This window comes from Massilia endophytica (assembly GCF_021165955.1).
GTDB classification, from domain to species: domain Bacteria; phylum Pseudomonadota; class Gammaproteobacteria; order Burkholderiales; family Burkholderiaceae_D; genus Rugamonas; species Rugamonas endophytica.
The window spans coordinates 2,891,263-2,913,384 of record NZ_CP088952.1 but is presented as its reverse complement, the minus strand read 5'-3'; the positions used below and the strand labels follow the sequence as shown (position 1 = coordinate 2,913,384).

The window sequence follows — 22,122 nt, the reverse complement described above, 5'->3', positions numbered from 1 at the left end:
GTCGAGCTCCTTTGATATGATATGCGATGAATTCGAAGGATTTCTCCTTGGATGAATCAAAGTATAGGCCGCGCGTGCGGTTTCAAAAAACGGAAAATTTACCCATTTAGTGTCGAAAAAATCGAATGCTTAGACTGAGCCTGGAAGCCCTGCAGATCGTGGACGCCATCGACCGCCGCGGTTCCTTCTCCGCCGCGGGCAAGGAGCTGCACCGCGTGCCGTCCACCATTTCCTACACTGTAGGCAAGCTGGAGGACGACCTGGGTGTGCAGGTCTTCGAGCGCAACGGCCCCCGCGTGGAACTGACGCGGGCGGGACGCGAGCTGCTGAAGGAAGGGCGCTACCTGCTGAAGGCGGCGCAGGACCTGGAGCACCGTGTGCGGCGCGTGGCCTCGGGCTGGGAAACCGAGCTGGCCGTGGGCATCGATTCCATGTTTTCGGCGTCCGCCTTCGAGCCGGATGTGCGCGCCTTCTACGAAGTGGCCCAGCAGACGCGCCTGCGCATTGTGCAGGAGGCGCTGTCCGGCACCTGGGAGGCCTTGCTGGACCGGCGCGTGGACCTCATCGTCGGCGCGCCCGGCGACGGCCCGGCCGGCGGAGGCTATGTGTCCCAGCCTATCGGCAGCGTGAAATGGGTGTTTGCCGTGGCGCCCGGCCATCCACTGGCGGCGGTCGACCGTCCCCTGGGCCGCACGGAGCTGCAGCATCACCGCGCCATCGTGGTCGCCGACTCCGCCCGGCGCATGCCGCCCCGCACAGTGGGCCTGCTGCTGGGGCAGGATACGCTGACCGTATCGTCCATGGCTGCGAAGTACCAGTACCAGCTGGCAGGACTGGGATTCGGTTTCCTGCCCGAGCAGTGCGCCCGCGCCGCCATTGCGGCCGGCCTGCTGGTGGAGAAGGAAGTGGAGGAGCCGAAGCCGGACGAGACCTTCTACCTCGCCTGGCGCAGCGGCGAAACAGGGGCGGGCCTGGACTGGTGGATCAAGCGCATGCGGCGCGATGATATCTTCGATTGCCTGTGCCAGCATCTGCCTGGCGCCCAAACACTTGCGGATGCGCAAGAAAATGACAAATGAAGTAATTTCCTGGTGACAATGTCATGACATATCTGTTGACTCTGGCTAATTGATTCGGAGTACCATTAGAGAGCTAAAACCGTCTATCATTGTCCCATCCTGGAATGCCCGAATGAATGCTCTGAACACCGCCCCTCCCGTCTTTCTGCAACTGCTCGCCGACCGCAATGGCATCCCCTCGGGGCTGGTCTTTGCCGGTGCGAGCGACGCCTGTGAACTGCCGGAGGAACTGGCGGAGCTGGCCACCCAGCTGCCCTGCCATTTCCGCGAGCAGGTATCGGAATCGCTGGCCGAGGAGCTGGAGCAGGCCGGCTGGCGCAGGCTGCCCACCGAGCAGGTGCTGCGCGCCGACAGTCCCTTCGACAAGAACCTGCCGCCCAATGTGAGCTGGGTGGAGGGCGACTGGCCCCTGGCGCCGCCTGCGAAACCCGTCGGCAACCAGGCCGCCTCGCGCGCCCTGGCCCTGCAGCTGGTGGCCCTTGTGAGCAACGACGCGGACACCCATGAAATCGAAGCGCTGCTGCGGCGCGACCCGACCCTGTCCTATCACCTGCTGAAGCTCGTGAACTCCCTGGGCATGGGCACGGGACGCCGCGTGACCAGCTTCTCCCAGGCCATCCTGATCCTGGGCCGCCAGCAGCTGCGCCGCTGGCTGAACCTCATGCTGTTCGCCGCCCGCGAAGGGGACGTGCGTTCGGCCATGCTGCTGGCGCGCGTGTCCGTGCGCGCCCGCTCGATGGAACTGCTGGCGCGCGAAACGGGCCTGGACAAGCACAATCAGGAACAGGCTTTCATGGTCGGCATGTTCTCCCTGCTGGGTGTGCTGTTCGGCATGCCGCTGGAGGAAGTGCTGGCGCCACTGAATATCGGCGACGCGGCGCAGCAGGCGCTGCTGAACAAGCAGGGCGACATCGGTACCTTGCTGGCCCTGGTGGAAGCGGCGGAGCAGGGCGACTTCGGCACCGTGTCCGCGAAGCTGGAGGAAGTGCAGCTGTCCGCCCCAGAGTTCAATGCCGTGGTCGCGGAAGCGAACCTGTGGATGCTGAGCGTCACGCGCGATGTGGCGGGAAGGGCCAATGCTTGAAAATGCGATAGAGCGCTGTCTGGCCCTGAGCCGGGACGCCCGCACTCAGCAGGGCGAAGCGCTCGCACGCACGCTTGCATCACTTGAAGACACCCTAGCAGGGATGCGCGCCCTGCCTGCTCCCGGGGCCGCCGATGCGGCGCCGCAGGCGGAGCTGGAGCTCGATCTCGCGGGCTATGTCACGAGCTGGAACCGGGGCGCCGAAAGCCTGTTCGGCTACACGGCCCAGGAAGCCATCGGCCAGCATATTCTCTTCCTCTATACGGACGACGACGAGGAAGGCAATATCGCCGAACTGTTCGTGGACGACGGCAGCGAGGGCACGGAAGTCCGGCGCCGCAAGAAGTCCGGCGACGTTATCTGGGTCAAGCTCGCGCTCTCGCTGATGCATGACGAAAGCCACGAGCCCCTCGGCATGCTGGTGAAGCTGCGGCAGGTGAACGAGGCGCTCACGCAGCAGGAGAAGGTCAACCTGCACGCCCGCATCATCGAAGACAGCGACCAGGGCGTGCTGATCACGGATTCGAGCGAACGCATTGTCTCCATCAACGGCGCCTTCACCCGCATCACCGGCTACACCATGGCGGAGGCCATCGGCCAGACGCCGGACCTGCTGCGCTCCGGCGTGCACGATGCCGAGTTCCGCGCCAAGGTGCGCGGCGCCATGAAAGGCGCCGGCCCCTGGCGCGGCGAAATCATCGGCAAGCGCAAGAACGGCGAGCTCTTTCCCCAGTCCGTGACCATCAGCGTGGTGCGCGACGAGGCGGGCAATATCACGCACACCTTCTCGCTGTTCTCCGACATCAGCGTGCACAAGGACGCCGAAGCGCGCATGCAGCGCATGGCCAACTACGACAGCCTGACCGGCCTGCCCAACCAGGGCCTGCTGCTCCAGCTCCTGGGCCAGGCCATGGCCGAGGCGCGCCGCGCGCAGGCGCATGGCGCCCTGGTGGTGGTGGAAGTCGCGCGCCTGGGCGCGATCAGCGACACGCTTGGCCATGAGGTGGGCAATGCAGTAATGGTGGAGATCGGCCGCATGTTCCGCCTGAAGCTGCGCGAAGGCGATATCCTGGCGCGCCTGGACGGCAGCAAGTTCGCCATCGCGCTGCCGCAGATCGAGAAGCGCGAGCACGCCGCCCTGGTGGCGCGCAAGCTGGTGGACGCGCTCTCCGCGCCCATCGTGATCGGCAATCACAGCCTGCAGGTGGGTGCAAACGTTGGCATAGCCGTCTATCCCGAGGATGCGCAGGACGCGGCCTCCCTGCTGCGCGGCGCCGAGGTGGCGACGGCGAAGGCGGGGCAGGGCATGGACGCGGCGCTGCTGTTCTACAGCGAAGAAATGAACCAGCGCGCCAAGGAGCACCTGCGCATCGAGAGCGAACTGCGCGACGCGCTGGCCAACAACGAACTCCTGCTGTACTACCAGCCGAAGGTGAGCCTGCGCAGCGGCCGTATCGTGGGCGCCGAAGCGCTGCTGCGCTGGCGCCATCCCGTGCGCGGCCTCGTGTCGCCCGGCGTCTTCATTCCGGTTGCCGAGGAAACGGGCCTGATCCTCGATCTGGGCAACTGGGTGGTGGAGGAGGCCTGCCGCCAGATCCGCGCGTGGAAGGACGCGAACCTGATCATGCCGCCCATTGCCGTGAACCTCTCGGCGCGGCAGTTCGACCGCACGCTGCCCGAGCGCATGGCCGAAGTGCTGGAGCGGCACCAGGTGCATCCCGAGCAGATCATGCTCGAAATTACGGAAAGCCTGCTGGTGCGCGGCGCCGAAACGGTGATCGCCATCATGAACGAGCTGGTGGCCATGGGCCTGGCGCTGGCACTGGACGATTTCGGCACCGGCTATTCCAGCCTGGCCTACCTGAAGAAATTCCCCATCAGCACCCTCAAGATCGACCGCGCCTTCGTGGTCGGCCTGCCGTACGAGGAGAACGACTGCGCTATCGCGCGCGCCATCGTCACCATGGCCCAGCAGCTGCGCCAGGAGATCGTGGCCGAGGGCGTGGAAACGGTGGAGCAGATGGCCTTCCTCCGCGAGCTGGGCTGCGACCAGCTTCAGGGCTACCTCTTCAGCCAGCCCGTGGCGGCGGCGGACTTCGAGCGCATGCTGCGCGAAGGCAAGCGCCTGGCCTTCGGTTCCCGCTAGTCTGGCTCCATAAAACTTCGCTCTGCTGGATCTTATATGGAGCCAGCATTCCCGGCACAATGTCCCCGACTGCATTGAAAGGGACGCCATGATCGACCTCTATTACGCCCCCACCCCCAACGGCCAGAAGCTCCGCGTGTATCTGGAAGAAGCGGGCCTGCCCTACCGCCTGCGCACGCTCAGCCTGAGCAAGGGCGAGCAGCACACGCCCGAGTTCCTGCGCATCTCGCCCAACGGGAAAATCCCGGCCCTGGTCGACAACGCGCCGATTGGCGGTGGCGAGCCGCTGTCCATGTTCGAATCCGGGGCCATGCTGCTCTATCTGGCGGAGAAATGCGGCTACGGCCTGCCGTGGCAGGCCCGCGCGCGCAGCGAAGCGCTGCAATGGCTGTTCTGGCAGATGGCGGGGCTGGGCCCGATGGCGGGGCAGGCGGGCTACTTCCGCGTCTACGCATCTGAGGAAGTGCCATTCGCCATCAACCGCTATACGCGCGAAACCGCGCGCCTGTACGGTGTGCTGGACCGCCAGCTCGAAGGCCGCGAATTCATCGCAGGCGAATACTCGATTGCCGACATGGCCTGCTATCCCTGGATCGTTCCCCATGCGCCGCATGGCCAGGTGCTGGCCGACTTCCCCAATCTGCGCCGCTGGTTCGAAACCATTGCCGCCCGGCCTGCGGTGCAGCGCGCCTATGAAGGCGTCGCCTGCGTGTATTCCCGTCCCGGCCAGCCGGTGAAGGCGGTAGCATGAAGCGCAGCGACATGATGCAGCTCGTGCTGGTGGCGGCGATCTGGGGAGCCTCCTATCTCTTCATCCGCGTGGCGGCGCCGGCTTTCGGTCCCTGGGCCATGGCGGGCCTGCGCGCGGTGCTCGCATCGCTGATGCTGCTGCCGCTGGTGCTGTGGCGCGGCCTGCTGCCGGACCTGCGCCGCTACTGGAAGGGCGTGGCGCTGGTTGGCGTGACCAATGCGGCCCTGCCTTTCCTGCTCTTTAACTACGCGGCCCTGCACATCTCGGCTGGGCTCTCCTCCATCCTCAGTTCGACCACGCCCCTGTTCGCGGCGCTGATTGCGGCCCTCTGGCTGGGCGAATCCCTGGGCAGACAGCGCATTGTGGGCCTGGCCATCGGCTTCGGCGGCGTGTTCATGCTGGTGGCGGGCAAGCTGCACATGCAGTCGGACGCGTTCGCGACCCTGATGGCGGCGCTGGCCTGCCTGTGCGCGACGCTGCTGTACGGCTTCACCGGCAATTTCACGAAGCGCTACCTCTCGGGCGCGCAGCCGATGACGATTGCGGCGGGCAGCCAGTTCTTCGCCGCCGTTCTGCTGGCGCCGGGCACGGTGATCGGCTGGCCGTCCGACGCGCCGTCCTGGCAGGGCTGGGGCGCCTTGCTGGCGCTGGCCGCCCTGTGCACCACCTTCGCCTATGTGCTGTTCTATGGCCTGATCACGCGCCTCGGCGCATCGCGGGCCATGAGCGCGCTGTTCCTGATTCCCGCTTTCGGTGTGCTGTGGGGCACGCTTTTCCTGCACGAGGAATTCACGCTGCGCATGGGCGTGAGCTGCGTGGTGATCCTGTGCGGCTGCGCGCTGACCACGGGCGTGGTCTCGCTGCCGCAGTTCGTGCGGCGCCCAATGCAAAAGCCGCTCTGACGAGCGGCTTTTGACGGGTGTTTCCTTAGGCAGGAAACGGTGGCGCCCTATGCGCCGGTCGACTCAGCGCTTAGCGCTTATCGTCGTTTTTGTGGCTTTGACGGCCAGCCTGCGCGTGTTGCTCAGGCGTACCACCGCGAGTGCCGCCACCGCTGCCTGCAGAATTGCCACCGCCGCTGCTGCCGCGGTTACCCGAGTCGGAATCGCTTTGGCGATTACCGTCGTTCTTGTGGCTCATGGAGCCTGCACGGCGAGCTTCTTCCGAAGTGAACTCGTGTGCATTGCCGGAGGCGTGTGCTGCCTTGCCCCCTTCGCTGGCGATTTCGCGCTGGCGTTCCGGGTCCATGGAAGCGAAGCCGCGGTTACTGGTGTCCCCGCTCTGATTGTTGCCGCCCTGACCGGATTGCTTGTTACCGCCACGATTGCCTTGATTACCGCCTTGATTCGATGATGCCATGGTTCTCTCCTTAAATTGATGAACATTGCACATCCTTTACCTGACCTGTTGCCACAGCAGTAAAACCAGCGCTGCGCAAGTCATGTAAAGGAGCGACCATGGTAGTCGTCCGGCGTGGACATATTAATAAGAACTCAGGACAGTAGCTTGTAGGACAAACCCTCAGTGAAAAGTAACACAGCAATAAGGCGATCTCACAATTGCCGCTGAGCTTGTCTAGCGTTTCAGCGGGGCGAGCAGGGGGCGCAGGTTGTTGTGATCGAGCTCGTACATCAGGGCGAGCAGGGCGCCCAGTTCGCCTTTCGGGAAGCCTTCGCGGGCCATCCAGCCAAGGTAGTGGCCCGGTAGATCCGCCAGCTTGCGGCCCTTGTACTTCCCATAGGGCATTTCACGGACGAGGAGGAGGGCAAGCGCTTCGGAACTCATGGATTATTGCGGCTGAATCAAAATTCTTCTGCTTGAGCCTGTATTTTTCGAAACAAAGAACTTGGGGATACTGCATGGCGTTAACTTTACAGGAGTTTAGCCATGCCAATTGCCTTGCTCGCGCTGACCATCAGCGCCTTCGCCATCGGGACGACGGAGTTCGTCATCGTCGGCCTGATCCCCACCATTGCCAATGACCTTGCCGTTTCCCTGCCATCGGCCGGACTCCTTGTGAGCCTGTATGCGATGGGCGTGGCCGTCGGCGCGCCCGTCCTGACTGCGCTCACCGGCAAGATGCCACGCAAGCTGCTGCTGCTTTCGCTGATGGTGCTGTTCACCGCCGGTAACCTGCTGGCCTGGCAGGCGCCGGGCTACGAGTCGCTGATCGCCGCGCGCATCCTCACCGGCCTTGCGCACGGCGTGTTCTTCTCCATCGGCTCCACCATCGCCACCTCGCTGGTGCCGAAGGAGAAGGCCGCGAGCGCCATCGCCATCATGTTCACCGGCCTCACCGTGGCGCTGGTGACGGGCGTGCCCCTCGGGACTTTCATCGGCCAGCACTTCGGCTGGCGCCAGACCTTCCTCGCCGTGTCCGCGCTGGGCGTGATCGCCTTTATCGGCAGCCTGCTCTTCGTGCCCTCGAATATCCATCACAGCAAACCGGCTTCGCTGATGCAGCAGGTGAAGGTGCTGGCGCAGCCGCGCCTTCTGCTGGTCTATGCCATGACGGCGGTGGGTTACGGCGGCTCCTTCATCGCTTTCACCTACCTGGCGCCGATTCTCGAACGCGTGTCTGGCTTCAGCGCCAACGCGGTGGGCCTGGTCATGCTGGTGTACGGTGTGTCCGTCGCGGTGGGGAATATCTGGGGCGGCAAGCTGGCGGACCGGCGCGGCCCCATCGGCGCGCTGAAGATTATCTTCCTCGGCCTGGCCGCCGTGCTGCTGGCGCTGACCTTCACTGCGCCGAACCAGTGGCTTGTGCTGGCCACTGTGCTGCTGTGGGGCGCTGTCGCCTTCGGCAATGTGGCGGGCCTGCAGGTGTATGTGGTGCAGCAGGCGGAGCACTTCACGCCGCGCGCGGTGGATGTGGCCTCCGGCCTGAATATCGCCGCCTTCAATCTCGGCATCGCGGGCGGCGCATGGGGCGGCGGCCATATCGTCGAACACCTTGGCCTGGTGCACACGGGCTGGATCGGGGCGCTGGTGGTGCTGGGCGCATTCGGCCTGACGGCGCTGAGCGGCCGCCTTGACCGCCTCAATCCACGCGCCGCGGCGGCAGCGCCGCGCACGGTGCGGGTGGCCGCGCACTGACTCAGTAGATGGCGTCCAGCGAGCCCTTGCCAAAGTATTTTTCGTACTCCTGCGCCGCGTATGAATCCATCATGCCGGAGATGTAGTCGATGACGAGGCGCTCGCGCGAATCCTTCAGGCAGCGCAGCTCGGGCGGGAGGAGGATGTTGTCGCGGTTGTAGCGGGTGTCCGTCAGCACTTCGAACAGGCCGCGGATGATCTTCTCGCCGCGCTTCTCGTACAGCTGCACGTCCTTCTTGCGCAGGATGGCTTTCCACAGCAAGGTCTTGAGACCCTTGGCCAGCAGCGCCATGCTGCGGTAGCCCAGCTCGGGGCCGTTCTTTCCATCCACCACGGCGATATCGCGGCACAGGTCGTGCACGATCTGCGAGGTGAGCTCCTTGCGCAGCACGATGGAGTATTCCTCGGAGCTCGCCTGCATCTCGCACTTCAGCGCTTCTTCGTGCGCATCATGTGCGATGCGCGAGAAGGGCTCGAAGGCCTCGGCGAACTCCTTGCTGATCTTGAACTCGTGCAGGATCTCGCCCCAGGTGATGATGCCGAAGCTGAGTGCATCTTCCACATCGTGCGCGGCGTAGGCGATTTCGTCGGCCAGGTCCATGATCTGCGCATCGATGCTCTTGCGGACCGCGATGCCATGCCGCCCCAGCTCCTGCTTGAGGAAGGCGTGGTCCTCGTCGTAGAGGAACTTCTTCGGATTGTCCGCGCGCAGGTGGAAGTATTTGGTGATGCCGAACAGCGAACGCACCGTGAGGTTCAGGCCCGCGTAGGCATGGTGCTTCTTCTCCAGCGTGCGCAGGATGCGGAAGGCCTGCGCATTGCCTTCGAAGCCGCCGTGCTCCATACCCAGTTCGTTCAGGATCTTCTCGCCGTAGTGGCCGAAGGGCGGGTTGCCGATGTCGTGGGCGAGCGAACAGGTTTCCGAAACCACGCTGCGTTCGAGGCCCAGGTCCGCCGCGATGGAGCGGGCGATCTGCGCGACCTCCAGGCTGTGCGTGAGGCGGTTGCGGTTGAAGCGGTTGGCGTCCACGCCGAGCAGCTGCATCTTGCCTTGCAGCCTGCGGAAGGATGCGGAGTAGAGCACGCGCGCGTAGTCGCGCATGCACTCTTCACGGCCCACACTGCGGCCGTCGGCCTGGGCGTGAACGCGGTATTCGAGGGGCAGCACGAGGGCTTCCTGCTGGCGGGCGAAGTCGATTGTGTCGTTGGAGTACATTACCTTAGGTTCTCGACGAGGGGCTGCATTTCCGGTGTATATTGCTGGCGGATTCTTTACGTTCTCGGATGGTATATGTCGCCAGTATTCCTGTTTTTCGTCATCTTCGCATATTTCGGCTTGCTGCTCGGCGTGGCGTGGTGGACTTCCCGCAATGCCAACAACGACAGCTTCTTCATCGGTAACAAGAGCTCCAACTGGGGCCTGGTGGCCTTCGGCATGGTGGGCACGACGCTGAGCGGCGCCACCTTCATCAGCGTTCCGGGCGCAGTGGGACACGACGGTTTCGCCTACATGCAGATCGTGCTGGGCTATGTGATCGGCTACTTCGCCGTCGCCTACATTCTGCTGCCGCTGTACTACCGCCTGAAACTTACCTCCATTTACCACTACCTGGATGTGCGCCTCGGCCGCCGCTCCTACCAGAGCGGAGCTGCCTTCTTCATCGTGTCGCGCACCCTGGGCGCCACCGCGCGCCTCTACCTGGTGGTGAACATCCTGCAGGCCACGATCCTGGACAGCCTGGGTGTGCCGTTCTGGCTGACGAACCTCGTGATCCTGCTCATGATCCTGGCCTATACCTACGAGGGCGGCGTGAAGACCATCGTCTGGACCGACACGCTGCAGACCACTGGCATGCTTGTGGGCCTGGTCTGCTGCGTCGGCTTCCTGCTTCACGAAATGAACCTGGGCGTGTTCGAGAGCCTGGCGCAGATGCAGGCCAGCGGCCTGGCCAAGGTCTTTACCACCGACATCAATAGCCCCAACTACATGTGGAAGCAGATCCTGGCAGGCGTCTTCATCGTGCTGGCCATGACGGGCATGGACCAGGAGATGATGCAGAAGAATATCTCCGTCAAGACCCTGGGCGACTCGCAGAAGAACATGATCGCGCTCACCTTCATCCTGGTGATCGTGATGTCGCTCTTCCTCTTCCTGGGCGGCCTGCTGTACATGTACGCGCCGCAGGCTGGCGTCACCGCCACCGGCGACAAGATCTTCCCGGCCGTGGTGATGGGCCACCTGCCTGCCGCCATGCAGCTGATCTTCTTCATCGCGCTGGTGAGCGCGCTGTTCCCGAGCGCGGACGGCGCCATCACGGCGCTGACTTCCTCCTTCTGCATCGACATCCTGGGCATCCAGCGCCGCCAGGACATCACGGAGAAGCAGCGCACCCGCTGGCGCCACACCGTCCACCTCAGCTTCTGCGCCCTGTTCCTCGTCATGGTGATGGTGTTCAAGTGGATCGATAATCCGAGCATGATCGGCGTGATCCTGAAGCTGGCGGGCTATACCTATGGCCCGCTGCTTGGCCTCTTCGGTTTCGGCATCCTCACCAGCCGCGTGGTGAACGACAAGCTGGTGCCGCTGATCGTGGTGGCCGGTCCCGTGCTGTGCGCTATCCTGGAATCGCAGCAGCACCTGCTGCTGGGCAGCTACAAGCTGGGCCTTGAGCTTCTCGTGATTAACGGCCTGCTCGTGATGGGCGGCCTGTTCCTGATTTCCGCGCCTGCCAGCGCCAAGCCTGCGGGCGCCGTGGTTTCGTAAAGGAGAACGCATGTCCCGTTCCGTCTTCTCCCGCATCCGTGGCGGCATCGGCTGGCTGTGGCGTGCCGTCGATGTCAGCCGCCGTTTCGTGTTCAACCTGATATTCCTGATCCTTCTGGTGGCGCTCCTGTATGCGCTGTTCTTCGGCGGCGCGAAGCCGCTGGGGAACAAGACCATGCTGGTGCTGAACCTGGAAGGCAAACTGGTGGAGCAGGGCAGCATCGATCCGCGCGCGGCCCTCATGTCCAACCTGAGCGGCGGCGAACTGCGCAAGTTCGTACAGCTGCGCGACGTGCTGCGCGTGCTGGATGCGGCGGCGAAGGACCCGCAGATCGCCGGGGCCGTGCTGGTGCTGGACGAAATGGAAGGCGGCGGCCAGGCCATGCTGCGCGAGGTCGGCGCGGCCGTGGACCGTTTCCGCGCCAGCGGCAAGAAGGTGGTGGCCTGGGGTTCGAGCTACAACCAGCGCCAGTACCAGATCGCCGCGCACGCGGACGAGGTTTATATGCACCCGATGGGCGCGGTGGTGCTGGATGGCTTCGGCCAGTACCGCAACTACTACCGCGACGCGCTCGACAAGCTGGGCGTGACGGTCAACGTGATGAAGGTGGGAACCTACAAGAGTTTCGCGGAGCCCTTCGTCGGCAACGGCCCTTCGCCCGAGGCGGCCGAAGCGGAGGCCTATCTGAACAAGGACCTGTGGAGCCGCTATACGGGCGAGGTGGAGAAGGCGCGCAAGCTGCCCGAAGGCGCCATCGCCAAGGGCATCGAGGAGCTGCCCGCGCGCGTGCAGGCGGCGGGCGGCAACCTCGCCAAATTGGCGCTGGACGCAAAGCTGGTGGATGGGCTGAAGACGCGCGACCAGATCCGCGAGCTGCTGATCCAGCGCGGCGAACGCGATATCGAAGGCAAGTCCTTCCGCCAGGTCACGCTGGCGGATTACGCCGGCCGCCTGAGCCCCAAATTCACGGGCGATGCGGTGGGCGTGGTGATGGCAGTGGGGCAGATCGGCGACGGCGTAGCGGGTCCGGGCTCCATCGGCGGCCTGTCCACCTCGAACCTGATCCGCATGGCGCGCGAGGACAAGGACATCAAGGCCATTGTGCTGCGCGTGGATTCGCCCGGCGGCAGCGCCTTCGGCTCGGAACTCATTCGCCGCGAACTGGAACTCACCCGTGCTGCGGGCAAGCCGGTGGTGGTCTCGATGGGCAATGTGGCGGCATCGGGCGGCTACTGGATCTCCATGGCTTCCGATGAAGTGATCGCCGATCCTTCCACCGTCACCGGCTCCATTGGCGTGTTCGCGGTCTTCCCGACCGTGGACAAGGTGGCGGACAAGCTGGGCATCCACACGGCAGGCCAGCCCACCACCTGGCTGGGCGACGCGGGCAACCCCCTGCGTCCGATGGACCCGCGCTTCGGCCAGCTGATCCAGGGCGCCATCGGCCACGTGTACAGCGAATTCACCGCCAAGGCTGCGCAGGCGCGCAAGACCACGCCCGAGAAGATCGACGCCGTGGCCCAGGGCCGCGTGTGGACGGGGGCGCAGGCCCAGGAACGGGGCCTGGTCGATACGCTGGGCGGCTTCAACGACGCAGTGCGTTCGGCGGCGCGCCGCGCCAAGCTCTCCGGCGAACCTCGCATCGTGTACATCGAACGCGAGGTCTCGAAGTTCGACCGGCTGCTCGAACTGTTCGGCGCATCGGCCGCCCAGGCGGTGGGCCAGCAGGCGCGCACCTTGCTCGCGCCCGGCGTACCGGCCGGGGTGGCCCAGCAGGTTGCGGGTGAACTGAACTGGTTGAATGAAATGAGCGCCCAGCGCAAGCCCTTCATGGCGCTGGCCCACTGCCTCTGCGAATCACCGGATTAGGGAGCGCACGCCAGGAGATTTGTAGCGACTTTGTAACCAGATCTGACAGCGCCACCGAGGCTCCGGCCCGGTGGCGCTGCGCTTTTGGGGCCGGTGGCGAGCCTCCGGGCGGGTTTCCGCATGTCAATTGTATCCACCGTGACGCAATGTGGCGAAGGTGCTGTGTTAGAGTATTTTTGCCATTCTGACATTGCTTTTGACCACGAAGGACATGCGATGAGTTCGCCTTCCGCGCCGACCACACCACCCGTAAAACCCCGCCACAGCAGGCGCGCCAGGATTGTTGGCGCCATCATTGCCGTGCTCGCGATGATCGGCCTCGGCTGGCTCGCCTGGCACCTCACGCATCCGGCTACGGATGCGGCCGGGCCCAGCGCGAGCGGCCAGGGCAGGGCAGGCGGGCCGGGCGGTAGACGTGGGGCGCCGCCCAGCACGGTCGGCGTGGCGGCCGCCGAGAAGGCGGACCTGCCCGTGACAATGGACGCCCTGGGAACCGTGACGGCAGCGGCAACCACCACCGTCCGCCCCCAGGTGTCCGGCATCCTGCAGAAGGTGCTGTTCAAGGAAGGGCAGATGGTGAAGGCAGGCCAGGTGCTGGCCCAGATCGATCCGCGCCAGTTCGAGATGGCGCTGCTGCAGGCCACCGGCCAGCGCCAGCGCGACGAGGCGCAGCTGGAGAACGCGCGCCTGACCCTGGAGCGCTACCGCACGCTGCTCTCGCAGGACTCCATTGCGCGGCAGGACGTCGATACGCAGGCCGCGCTGGTGAAGCAGCTGGAAGGCACCGTCATGACGGACCGCGCATCGGAAGGCACGGCGCGCCTCAATCTTGGCTACACAAAAGTGCTTGCGCCGATTACCGGGCGTGTAGGCCTGCGCGCGGTGGACGTGGGCAATCTGGTGAATTCCAGCGACGCGGCTGGCATTGCCGTGATCACGCAGCTTTCGCCCATCGACGTCGAATTCTCCATTCCGCAGGACCAGGTGCCGGACGTGATGGCCCGCGTGCACGAAGGTGCGGCGCTGCCCGCCGTGGCGTTCGACCGCACTCGTACCACGCAGCTCGAAACCGGCCGTTTCGCTGCGCTGGATAACCAGGTGGACACGCAAACCGGCACAGTGCGTGCAAAGGCGCGCTTCGACAATGCGAAGAACGCGCTCTTCCCCAGCCAGTTCGTGAACGTGCGCCTGGAACTGCGCACCATCCGCGATGCCGTGATGGTGCCGGTGACGGCGCTTCGCCACGGCAGCAAGGGCGATTATGTGTATGTGCTGAACCAGGACCGCACGGTGTCGCTGCGCCCTGTAACAAGAGGCCAGGCCACGGTGGACAAGGTGCAGATCGCCACCGGCCTTGCAGCGGGCGAGAAGGTCATCACCGAAGGGGCGGACCGCCTGAAGGATGGCGCCAAGGTCGTTCTCCCCGGCGACAATCCCGGTGCGGGCCGGCGCGGGCAGGGAGGGGAAGCAGGCGGACCGGGCGAGCGCCGCCATCGCCGTGTGCAGACCGACGGCGCGCCAGCGGACGGCGCAGGCGCCGAAGGATCCGGCGAGCGCCGCCGCAACAGGCAGGCGGAAAAAGCGCAATGAGCCCGTCCGCCCCGTTCATCCAGCGCCCGGTAGCCACATCGCTGCTGATGCTGGCGATCGTGCTGGCTGGGCTGGTAGGTTTCAGGTTCCTGCCGTTGTCCGCGCTGCCGCAGGTGGACTTCCCCACCATCCAGGTGCAAACGCTGTATCCCGGCGCCAGCCCCGAAGTGATGGGGCAGACGGTCACCGCGCCCCTGGAGCGCCAGTTCGGCCAGATGTCCGGCCTGCAGCGCATGAGCTCCACCAGCGCGGCCGGGGTCTCCATCATTACGCTGCAATTCGGCCTGGGCCAGACGCTGGACGTGGCGGAACAGGAAGTGCAGGCCGCCATCAATGCGGGCGGCTCGCTGCTGCCGACCGACCTGCCCGCGCCGCCGGTGTACGCCAAGGTCAACCCGGCCGATGCGCCGGTGCTCACGCTGGCCATCACTTCGGACACCATGCCGCTTACCGAAGTGCAGAACCTCGTGAACACGCGGCTGGCGCTGAAGATCAGCCAGGTGAGCGGTGTCGGCCTCGTCACGCTGAACGGCGGGCAGCGTCCGGCGGTGCGCATCCAGGCGGATACGCTGGCCCTCGCGAGCTACGGCCTGGGTCTCGACACCCTGCGCACGGCCATCACGGCAGCCAATGCCAACAGCGCAAAGGGCAGCTTCGACGGGCCCACGCGCTCCTTCACCATCAACGCCAACGACCAGCTGCTCACGGCAAACGACTACAAGACCATGATCGTCGCCTACCGCAACGGCGCCCCGGTGCGCCTGCATGATGTGGCGCAGGTGGTGGACAGCGCGGAGAACGTGAAGCTCGGCGCATGGTCCGGCCTGAAACCCGCCATCATCCTGAACGTGCAGCGGCAGCCGGGCGCCAACGTCATTGCCACGGTCGATGCGATCAAGGCGCGCCTGCCGGAACTGCAGGCCAGCCTGCCGGGCGCCGTCCGGGTGGATGTGCTGAGCGACCGCACCAACGGCATCCGCGCTTCGGTGGAGCACGTGGAAATGGAGCTGGTGCTGGCCGTGGTGCTGGTGGTGCTGGTGATCTTCTTCTTCCTGCACAGCGTGCGCGCGACCGTCATTGCCAGCCTTGCCGTGCCGATTTCGCTGATCGGCACCTTCGGGGTAATGTACCTGCTGGGCTACAGCCTGAACAACCTGAGCCTGATGGCGCTCACCATCGCCACCGGCTTTGTCGTGGACGACGCCATCGTCATGATCGAGAACATCGCGCGCTATATCGAGGCGGGCGAAACGCCGATGGCGGCGGCGCTCAAGGGCGCGACCCAGATCGGCTTCACCATCATTTCCTTGACGGTGTCCCTGATCGCGGTGCTGATTCCGCTGCTGTTCATGGGCGACGTGGTAGGCCGGCTGTTCCGCGAGTTCGCGGTGACGCTGTCGATCACCATCCTTATCTCCGCGGTGGTGTCGCTGACGCTGGTGCCCATGATGTCCGCGCGCTGGCTCATGAGCCACAAGGACGAGAAGCCGGGCAGCATGGGCGCGCGCATCCAGCGCTTCTTCGACAAGGTGATCCACAAGTACGACAGCTCCCTGCAGTGGGTGCTGGGGCGCCAGGGCCTGACCCTGGCCGTGGCGCTGGCCACGCTGCTGCTGACGGTGCTGCTCTACGTCCTGATCCAGAAGGGATTGTTCCCAACGCAGAATACGGGCCAGCTCCAGGCGCGCATCGAGACCGCGCAGGCGGTGTCCTACAGCCGCATGGCGGAGCTGCAGCAGCAGGCGGCCAGGGCCATCCTGGAAGATCCCGAGGTGGATACGCTCAGCTCCATCGTGGGCGTGGACGCGGCCAACAACACCATGCTGCACACGGGCACGATGCTCATCAACCTGAAGCGCGACCGGGGCGATCAGGACGAAATCATGGAACGCCTGCGCAGGCGCGTGAGCGATATCGCGGGCGTGAGCATCTTCCTCCAGCCCACGCAGGATCTCACCATCGACGCGGAAACCGGGCCGACCCAGTACCGGGTGTCTATCGAAGGTGCGGATACGGCCTCCGTCACGGAGTGGGCGAACAAGCTGGCGGCGCAGATGGCGACGAAGAAGCAGCTTCGCAACGTGGTGTCCGACGCGGGAGCGACTGGCGCGGCCGCCTACATCAGCATCGACCGCGACACGGCATCGCGCCTGTCCATCACAGCGGCAGCCATCGACGATGCGCTGTACAGCGCCTTCGGCCAGCGCATCGTGTCCACCATCTTCACGGAGACCAACCAGTACCGCGTGATCCTGGAGGCGCATCCCGGCATTCTCAGCACGCCCGAGTCGCTGGGCAATCTTCAGATCCGCACCGGCAGCGGCAAGCCGACGCCCCTGTCGGCGGTGGCGTCCATCAGCGAGAAGCCCGCGCCGCTGCAGATCACCCACGTGGCCCAGTATCCCGCGACGACGCTTGGCTTCGACACGGCCAATGGCGTGGCCCTGGGCAAGGCGGTCGACGCCATCCGCGAGGCGGCGCATGAGATCAACATGCCGGGCTCCGTGACCATGACCTTCCTCGGCGCGGCGGGTGCCTACCAGAACTCGCTCACCAACCAGCTCTGGCTGATCCTGGCCGCCGTGATCTGCGTGTACATCGTGCTGGGCGTTCTGTACGAAAGCTATATCCACCCGCTCACCATCCTGTCCACCTTGCCTTCGGCGGGCGTGGGCGCGCTGCTGGCGCTCATGATCTCGGGGCAGGACCTGGGGGTGATCGGCATTATCGGCATCATCCTCCTGATCGGCATCGTGAAGAAGAACGCGATCATGATGATCGACTTCGCCATCGAGGCCGAACGGGAAGAAGGCAAGCCACCGCGCGACGCCATCCACCAGGCCGCGCTGCTGCGTTTCCGGCCTATCCTCATGACGACGCTGGCTGCGCTGTTTGCCGCCGTGCCGCTGATGCTGGGCTGGGGCGAGGGGGCGGAGCTGCGCCGTCCTTTGGGCCTCGCCATCTTCGGTGGGCTGATCGTGAGCCAGATGCTCACGCTTTACACGACGCCGGTGATCTATCTCGGCTTTGACCGCCTGGGCCAGCGCTGGGGGCGCGGGCGGAACCGGGCGCGTTCGCCTGATGGAGCGGGGCCGTGAATCTCTCCGAGCCCTTCGTCCGGCGGCCCATCGCGACGGTGCTGCTGACCATCGGTATGGCGCTGGCGGGTATCGGCGCGTTCTTCGTGCTGCCCGTTTCGCCCCTGCCGCAGGTCGATTTCCCGTCGATCTCCGTCAGCGCCGGCCTGCCGGGCGCCAGTCCGGACACCATGGCCACCAGCGTCGCTACGCCCCTGGAGCGCCGGCTGGGCGTGATCGCGGGCGTGAACGAAATGACTTCCTCGTCGGGCAGCGGGTCGACCCGTATCAACCTGCAGTTTGACCTGAACCGCAAGATCGATTCCGCCGCGCGCGAGGTGCAGGCCGCAATCAACGCTTCGCGGGCCGACCTGCCGTCCACCCTGCGCAGCAATCCCACCTACCGCAAGGCCAATCCTTCCGATGCGCCAGTCATCATCCTGGCGCTCACCTCGCCCACGCGCAGCCCCGGCCAGATCTACGAGGCGGTATCGAATATCGTGCAGCAGAAGCTGGCGCAGGTGAAGGGCGTGGGCGATGTGGAGATCGGGGGCGGCTCGCTTCCCGCCGTGCGTGTGGAACTGCTGCCCTATGCGCTCAACCGCTACGGCGTATCGATGGAGGATGTGCGTGCCGCAATCCAGGCCACCAACGCCAACCGGCCCAAGGGCGCCATCGAAAGCGAGGGGCGCAGGCTGCAGATCTATTCCGCCCCCACCGGAACGAGTGGCCGGCGCAGTGCCGCCGACTACCGCGATCTCGTGGTGGCCTGGCGCGACGGCGCGGCGATCCGCCTGCGCGACGTGGGCAGCGTGCAGGACGGCGCGGAGAACAAGAACACCCTCGGCCTGTACAACGGCGACCCCGCAGTGATCGTGCTGGTGACGCGACAGCCGGGGGCCAATGTGATCGAGACGGTGGACAGCGTGCGCGCTCTGCTGCCGCAGCTTCAGGCCCAGCTCCCGCAGGACGTGAAGCTGGCCGTGGCCTCGGACAGCACCAACTCCATCCGCTCCTCGCTGCACGAAATCGAAGTGACGCTGATGATTTCCGTGCTGCTGGTGGTCCTGGTGGTGAGCGTCTTCCTGCGCAGCGTGCGGGCGACTGTCATTCCGGCGATTGCGACCGTGGTATCCCTGCTCGGCACCTTCGGCGTAATGTACCTGCTGGGCTTCAGCCTGAATAATCTCAGCCTCATGGCGCTCACGGTGGCGACGGGCTTTGTTGTGGACGACGCCATCGTGGTGCTGGAAAACACCTCCCGCCATGTGGAAGAGGGCATGGACCGCTTCAAGGCCGCCTTGCTGGGCGCGCGCGAAGTAGGCTTCACCGTGCTGTCCATCAGCCTCTCGCTGGTGGCCGTGTTCATCCCCCTGCTCTTCATGGGAGGGCAGGTGGGACGCCTGTTCCGCGAGTTCGCGGTCACGCTGTCGGCGGCGGTGATGATTTCGCTCGTGATTTCGCTCACCACCACGCCCATGATGTGCGCCTGGCTCCTCAAGCCGGAGGGCGAACGCAAGCCTCCCGGCCGCATTTCGCGCTTCTTCGAACGCGCATTCGGCGTGGTGCTGCGCACTTACGAGCATTCACTGGACTGGGCGCTGCACAGCGTATGGCTCGTCATGCTGATCCTCGTGATGGTGGTTGGGCTGAACGTGTACCTGTTCTCGGCGGCGCCGAAAGGCTTCTTCCCGCAGCAGGACACTGGCCAGATCAACGGCGGCATCCGCGCCGACCAGAGCATCTCCTTCCAGGCCATGCAGAAGAAGCTGCGGCAACTGGTGAACATCATCCGCAAGGACCCGGCGGTCGCCACGGTGGTCGGCTTCACTGGCGGCACGCGCGCGGGCGGTGGCTTCATGTTCGTCAACCTGAAGCCCGTTTCCGAACGCAGCGAAACGGGGCAGCAGGTGATCGCGCGCCTGCGGCCGCAGCTTGCGAGGGTCACGGGCGTGTCGCTCTTCCTCAACCCCGTGCAGGACCTGCGCATGGGCGGACGGCAGAGCAATTCCACGTATCAGTACACCCTGAAGAGCGATAACCGCGCCGACCTGAAACGCTGGGCCTCGCGCCTGGCGGACGCGATGAAGGCGCAGAAGGCGCTGGTGGACGTCGATACCGACCAGGCGGACAACGGCGTCGAGACCTTCGTCACCATCGACAAGGACAGCATCGCGCGGCTCGGCATGACAGTGCGCGATGTAGACAATGCGCTGTACAACGCGTTCGGCCAGCGGCAGGTCGCCACCATCTACGATGAGCTGAACCAGTACAAGGTGGTGATGGAAGTGGCGCCCGAGTTCGCGCAGAGCCCTGAGGCGCTGAACGACGTGTATGTGGCAGCGCGCCCGGCCTCCAGCGGCGCTGGCGCAAGCGTCTCGGGAGGCGCCAACAGCACCGCCAACAACACGGCAGCCCAGCGCGACGCATCGAGCGGTTCCGCCCTGAGCACCGCCGCGTCGACCATGGCGCCGCTCTCCGGCATCGCCACCTTCGCCGAAAGCGCCACGCCAACCTCGGTCAACCACCAGGACGGCGAACTCGCCACCACGGTCTCCTTCAATATCGCGGAGGGCTTCAGCCTGAGCCAGGCGCAGGACGCGGTGAAACAGGCGGAAGCCGATATCGGCATGCCGAACAATGTGCGCGGCAGCTTCCAGGGCCAGGCGCGGCAGGCGCAGGAATCGAACAAGGAGCAGCCCTTCCTGATCCTGGCGGCGATTGTCGTGATCTATATCGTGCTGGGCATCCTGTACGAAAGCCTGGTGCACCCGGTGACGGTGCTGTCCACGCTGCCCTCCGCAGGCGTGGGCGCCGTGCTGGCCCTGCTCATGTTCAAGATGGAGTTCTCGATCATTGCTCTGATCGGGGTCTTCCTCCTGATCGGCATCGTGAAGAAGAACGCCATCCTCATCATCGACTTTGCGCTGGAAGCGGAACGCGCGCGCGGGCTGACAGCGGTGGAAGCAGTGCGCGAAGCCTGCCTGTTGCGCTTCCGGCCCATCCTCATGACGACGCTGGCTGCTGCGCTGGGGGCGCTGCCGCTTGCCATCGGCTTCGGCGAGGGATCGGAGCTGCGGCAGCCGCTCGGCATTGCCATCATCGGCGGCCTGATCGCCAGCCAGCTTCTCACCCTGCTCACGACGCCGGTCGTCTACATCCTGATGGACAGGCTGCGCACCCGCAGCCTGGACGAACAACAACTCAGCCGCACGCACGGCCAGGAGCCTGCGCCCACTTCGCCATGAAAACACTGACCCTGATTGCCGTTCCCGTTCTCGCCGCCGGTTGCGCGGCGGGCCCGAAATATGAGGTGCCGTCCACCGCGAGTCCCGCGCAGTTCAAGGAAGCGCAGGGCTGGGAGCCCGCCGCGCCTGCGGACACGCTGGAGAGCGGCCCGTGGTGGACCATGTTCGGCGACGAAACCCTGAACCAGCTCGCAGCCAGCATCGAAGTGAACAACCAGAACGTGGCGGCTGCCGCCGCGGCCTATGCCCAGGCACGCGCCGCCGTCGCCGAACAGCGTGCGGCGCTGTTCCCCTCGGTCAGCCTCGACGCATCGGGAAGCCGCAGCGGAGGAGGGGGCGGCAATGGCAACGGCACGGGCAGCGCAGGCAGTACCGGCGGAGCGCGCGGCGGCAACAACTACCGCGTGAACATCGGCGGCAGCTGGGAGCCGGACATCTGGGGCAGGCTGCGTGCAGGCGTGAGCGGTGCACAGGCCAGCGCGGCCGCCAGCGCTGCGGACCTGGCGGCGGCGCGCCTTTCAGCACAGGGCGAGCTGGCAGCCAACTATCTGCAGCTGCGTTCCGTGGACGCGGAGAAGCAGCTGCTGGACACCACCGTCGAAGGCTACCAGCGCGTGCTCCAGATTACCCGCAACCGCTTCGATGCGGGCATAGCCGCAAAAGGCGACCTGCTGCAGGCCCAGACCCAGCTCGCGAACGCGCAGGCAGACCAGCTTACGCTCGCGCGCCAGCGCGCCCAGCTCGAACACGCCATCGCCATCCTCGTCGGCAAGGCGCCCGCAGACTTTACGCTGGCCCCGGCGCCGTGGCAGACAAAAGTGCCCGATGTTCCGGCAGGCCTGCCATCCACGCTGCTCCAGCGCCGTCCCGACATTGCAGCGGCCGAGCGCCGCGTGGCGGCGGCCAATGCCCAGATCGGGATTGCGCGCGCCGCCTACTTCCCCAGCCTGAACCTGACGGCATCCTACGGCTTTGGCGCCAGCGCGGTCTCGGGCCTGTTCAGCGCATCGAACAGCCTCTGGTCCCTGGGCCTGGCGGCGGCGCAGACCATTTTCGACGCGGGCGCCACCGGCGCGCGGGTGGACCAGGCGCGCGCCGCCCACGACCAGGCCGTGGCCCATTACCGGCAGACAGTCCTGAACGCCTTTGCTGACGTGGAGGACCAGCTCTCGGCGACGCGCATCCTGATGCAGCAGCAGGAACTGCGCCGCCAGGCCTCGGAGGCGGCGGACCAGGTCGAGCAGCAGCAGCTCAACCGCTACCGCGCGGGGCAGGTGAGTTATGCGGAAGTGGTGCAGGCCCAGGTCACGGCGCTCAACGCGCGCCGCGCGCTGATCCAGAGCCAGTCCGACCGCCAGACCACGGCCGTCGCCCTCATCCAGTCCCTCGGGGGCGGCTGGCACGCCCCCTGAGCTTG

The 22,122-nt window shown here is 65.5% G+C and carries 15 protein-coding genes; 12 read left to right on the top strand and 3 right to left on the bottom strand.

The features are described 5' to 3' along the window. The first annotated feature begins 125 nt into the window (after positions 1 to 125). The 5 genes from LSQ66_RS13100 (at position 126) to LSQ66_RS13080 (ending at position 5,962) form a co-directional block, all read left to right on the top strand. Entirely contained in the window at positions 126 to 1,079 is a 954-nt protein-coding gene (locus LSQ66_RS13100) for a LysR substrate-binding domain-containing protein (protein WP_231765646.1), read from the top strand. A gap of 112 nt (positions 1,080 to 1,191) precedes the next feature. Continuing rightward, a complete protein-coding gene (locus tag LSQ66_RS13095; RefSeq protein ID WP_231765645.1) occupies positions 1,192 to 2,163 on the top strand; it encodes an EAL and HDOD domain-containing protein in 972 nt (323 codons plus the stop codon). 103 nt (positions 2,164 to 2,266) lie between these two features. After that, positions 2,267 to 4,309: a putative bifunctional diguanylate cyclase/phosphodiesterase gene (locus tag LSQ66_RS13090; protein WP_231765644.1), complete on the top strand. Its 2,043-nt coding sequence runs from the start codon at positions 2,267 to 2,269 to the stop codon at positions 4,307 to 4,309. Positions 4,310 to 4,397: 88 nt separating this feature from the next. Beyond that, positions 4,398 to 5,060, top strand: a complete 663-nt coding sequence (locus tag LSQ66_RS13085; RefSeq protein ID WP_231765643.1) for a glutathione S-transferase N-terminal domain-containing protein — start codon at positions 4,398 to 4,400, stop codon at positions 5,058 to 5,060. After that, positions 5,057 to 5,962: a DMT family transporter gene (locus LSQ66_RS13080; RefSeq protein WP_231765642.1), complete on the top strand. Its 906-nt coding sequence runs from the start codon at positions 5,057 to 5,059 to the stop codon at positions 5,960 to 5,962. Before LSQ66_RS13085 ends, LSQ66_RS13080 begins: the two co-directional genes overlap by 4 nt. 70 nt (positions 5,963 to 6,032) lie before the next feature. Here LSQ66_RS13080 and LSQ66_RS13075 read toward each other — a convergent pair whose 3' ends face one another. Together LSQ66_RS13075 and LSQ66_RS13070 are read right to left on the bottom strand one after the other, a co-directional pair. Next, entirely contained in the window at positions 6,033 to 6,419 is a 387-nt protein-coding gene (locus LSQ66_RS13075) for a KGG domain-containing protein (RefSeq protein WP_231765641.1), read from the bottom strand. A 216-nt stretch (positions 6,420 to 6,635) separates the two neighbouring features. Beyond that, on the bottom strand, positions 6,636 to 6,845 hold the full coding sequence (locus LSQ66_RS13070) for a DUF3820 family protein (RefSeq protein WP_231765640.1): 210 nt from the start codon (positions 6,843 to 6,845) through the stop codon (positions 6,636 to 6,638). A 102-nt stretch (positions 6,846 to 6,947) separates the two neighbouring features. Between LSQ66_RS13070 and LSQ66_RS13065 the strand changes: the two genes are divergently transcribed. Further along, positions 6,948 to 8,156 carry an MFS transporter gene (locus tag LSQ66_RS13065; RefSeq protein ID WP_231765639.1) on the top strand — a complete coding sequence of 403 codons (1,209 nt, stop codon included), beginning with the start codon at positions 6,948 to 6,950 and terminating at the stop codon, positions 8,154 to 8,156. A gap of 1 nt (position 8,157) precedes the next feature. Here LSQ66_RS13065 and dgt read toward each other — a convergent pair whose 3' ends face one another. After that, the gene (gene dgt, locus LSQ66_RS13060) at positions 8,158 to 9,372 is read right to left on the bottom strand and encodes a dGTP triphosphohydrolase (RefSeq protein ID WP_231765638.1); all 1,215 of its coding nucleotides are present in this window, start codon (positions 9,370 to 9,372) and stop codon (positions 8,158 to 8,160) included. 75 nt (positions 9,373 to 9,447) lie between these two features. Between dgt and LSQ66_RS13055 the strand changes: the two genes are divergently transcribed. From LSQ66_RS13055 to LSQ66_RS13030, 6 genes are all read left to right on the top strand, one after another. Next, entirely contained in the window at positions 9,448 to 10,920 is a 1,473-nt protein-coding gene (locus LSQ66_RS13055; RefSeq protein WP_231765637.1) for a sodium:solute symporter, read from the top strand. A gap of 10 nt (positions 10,921 to 10,930) precedes the next feature. After that, entirely contained in the window at positions 10,931 to 12,790 is a 1,860-nt protein-coding gene (gene sppA, locus LSQ66_RS13050) for a signal peptide peptidase SppA (RefSeq protein ID WP_231765636.1), read from the top strand. Between the two features lie 216 nt (positions 12,791 to 13,006). Next, a complete protein-coding gene (locus LSQ66_RS13045) occupies positions 13,007 to 14,380 on the top strand; it encodes an MdtA/MuxA family multidrug efflux RND transporter periplasmic adaptor subunit (protein ID WP_231765635.1) in 1,374 nt (457 codons plus the stop codon). Then, positions 14,377 to 17,478, top strand: a complete 3,102-nt coding sequence (locus LSQ66_RS13040; protein ID WP_231765634.1) for an efflux RND transporter permease subunit — start codon at positions 14,377 to 14,379, stop codon at positions 17,476 to 17,478. Before LSQ66_RS13045 ends, LSQ66_RS13040 begins: the two co-directional genes overlap by 4 nt. Then, positions 17,475 to 20,705: an efflux RND transporter permease subunit gene (locus LSQ66_RS13035; RefSeq protein WP_231765633.1), complete on the top strand. Its 3,231-nt coding sequence runs from the start codon at positions 17,475 to 17,477 to the stop codon at positions 20,703 to 20,705. Before LSQ66_RS13040 ends, LSQ66_RS13035 begins: the two co-directional genes overlap by 4 nt. After that, positions 20,702 to 22,117: an efflux transporter outer membrane subunit gene (locus LSQ66_RS13030; protein WP_231765632.1), complete on the top strand. Its 1,416-nt coding sequence runs from the start codon at positions 20,702 to 20,704 to the stop codon at positions 22,115 to 22,117. The genes LSQ66_RS13035 and LSQ66_RS13030 overlap by 4 nt, the downstream gene beginning before the upstream one ends. Positions 22,118 to 22,122: the final 5 nt, after the last annotated feature.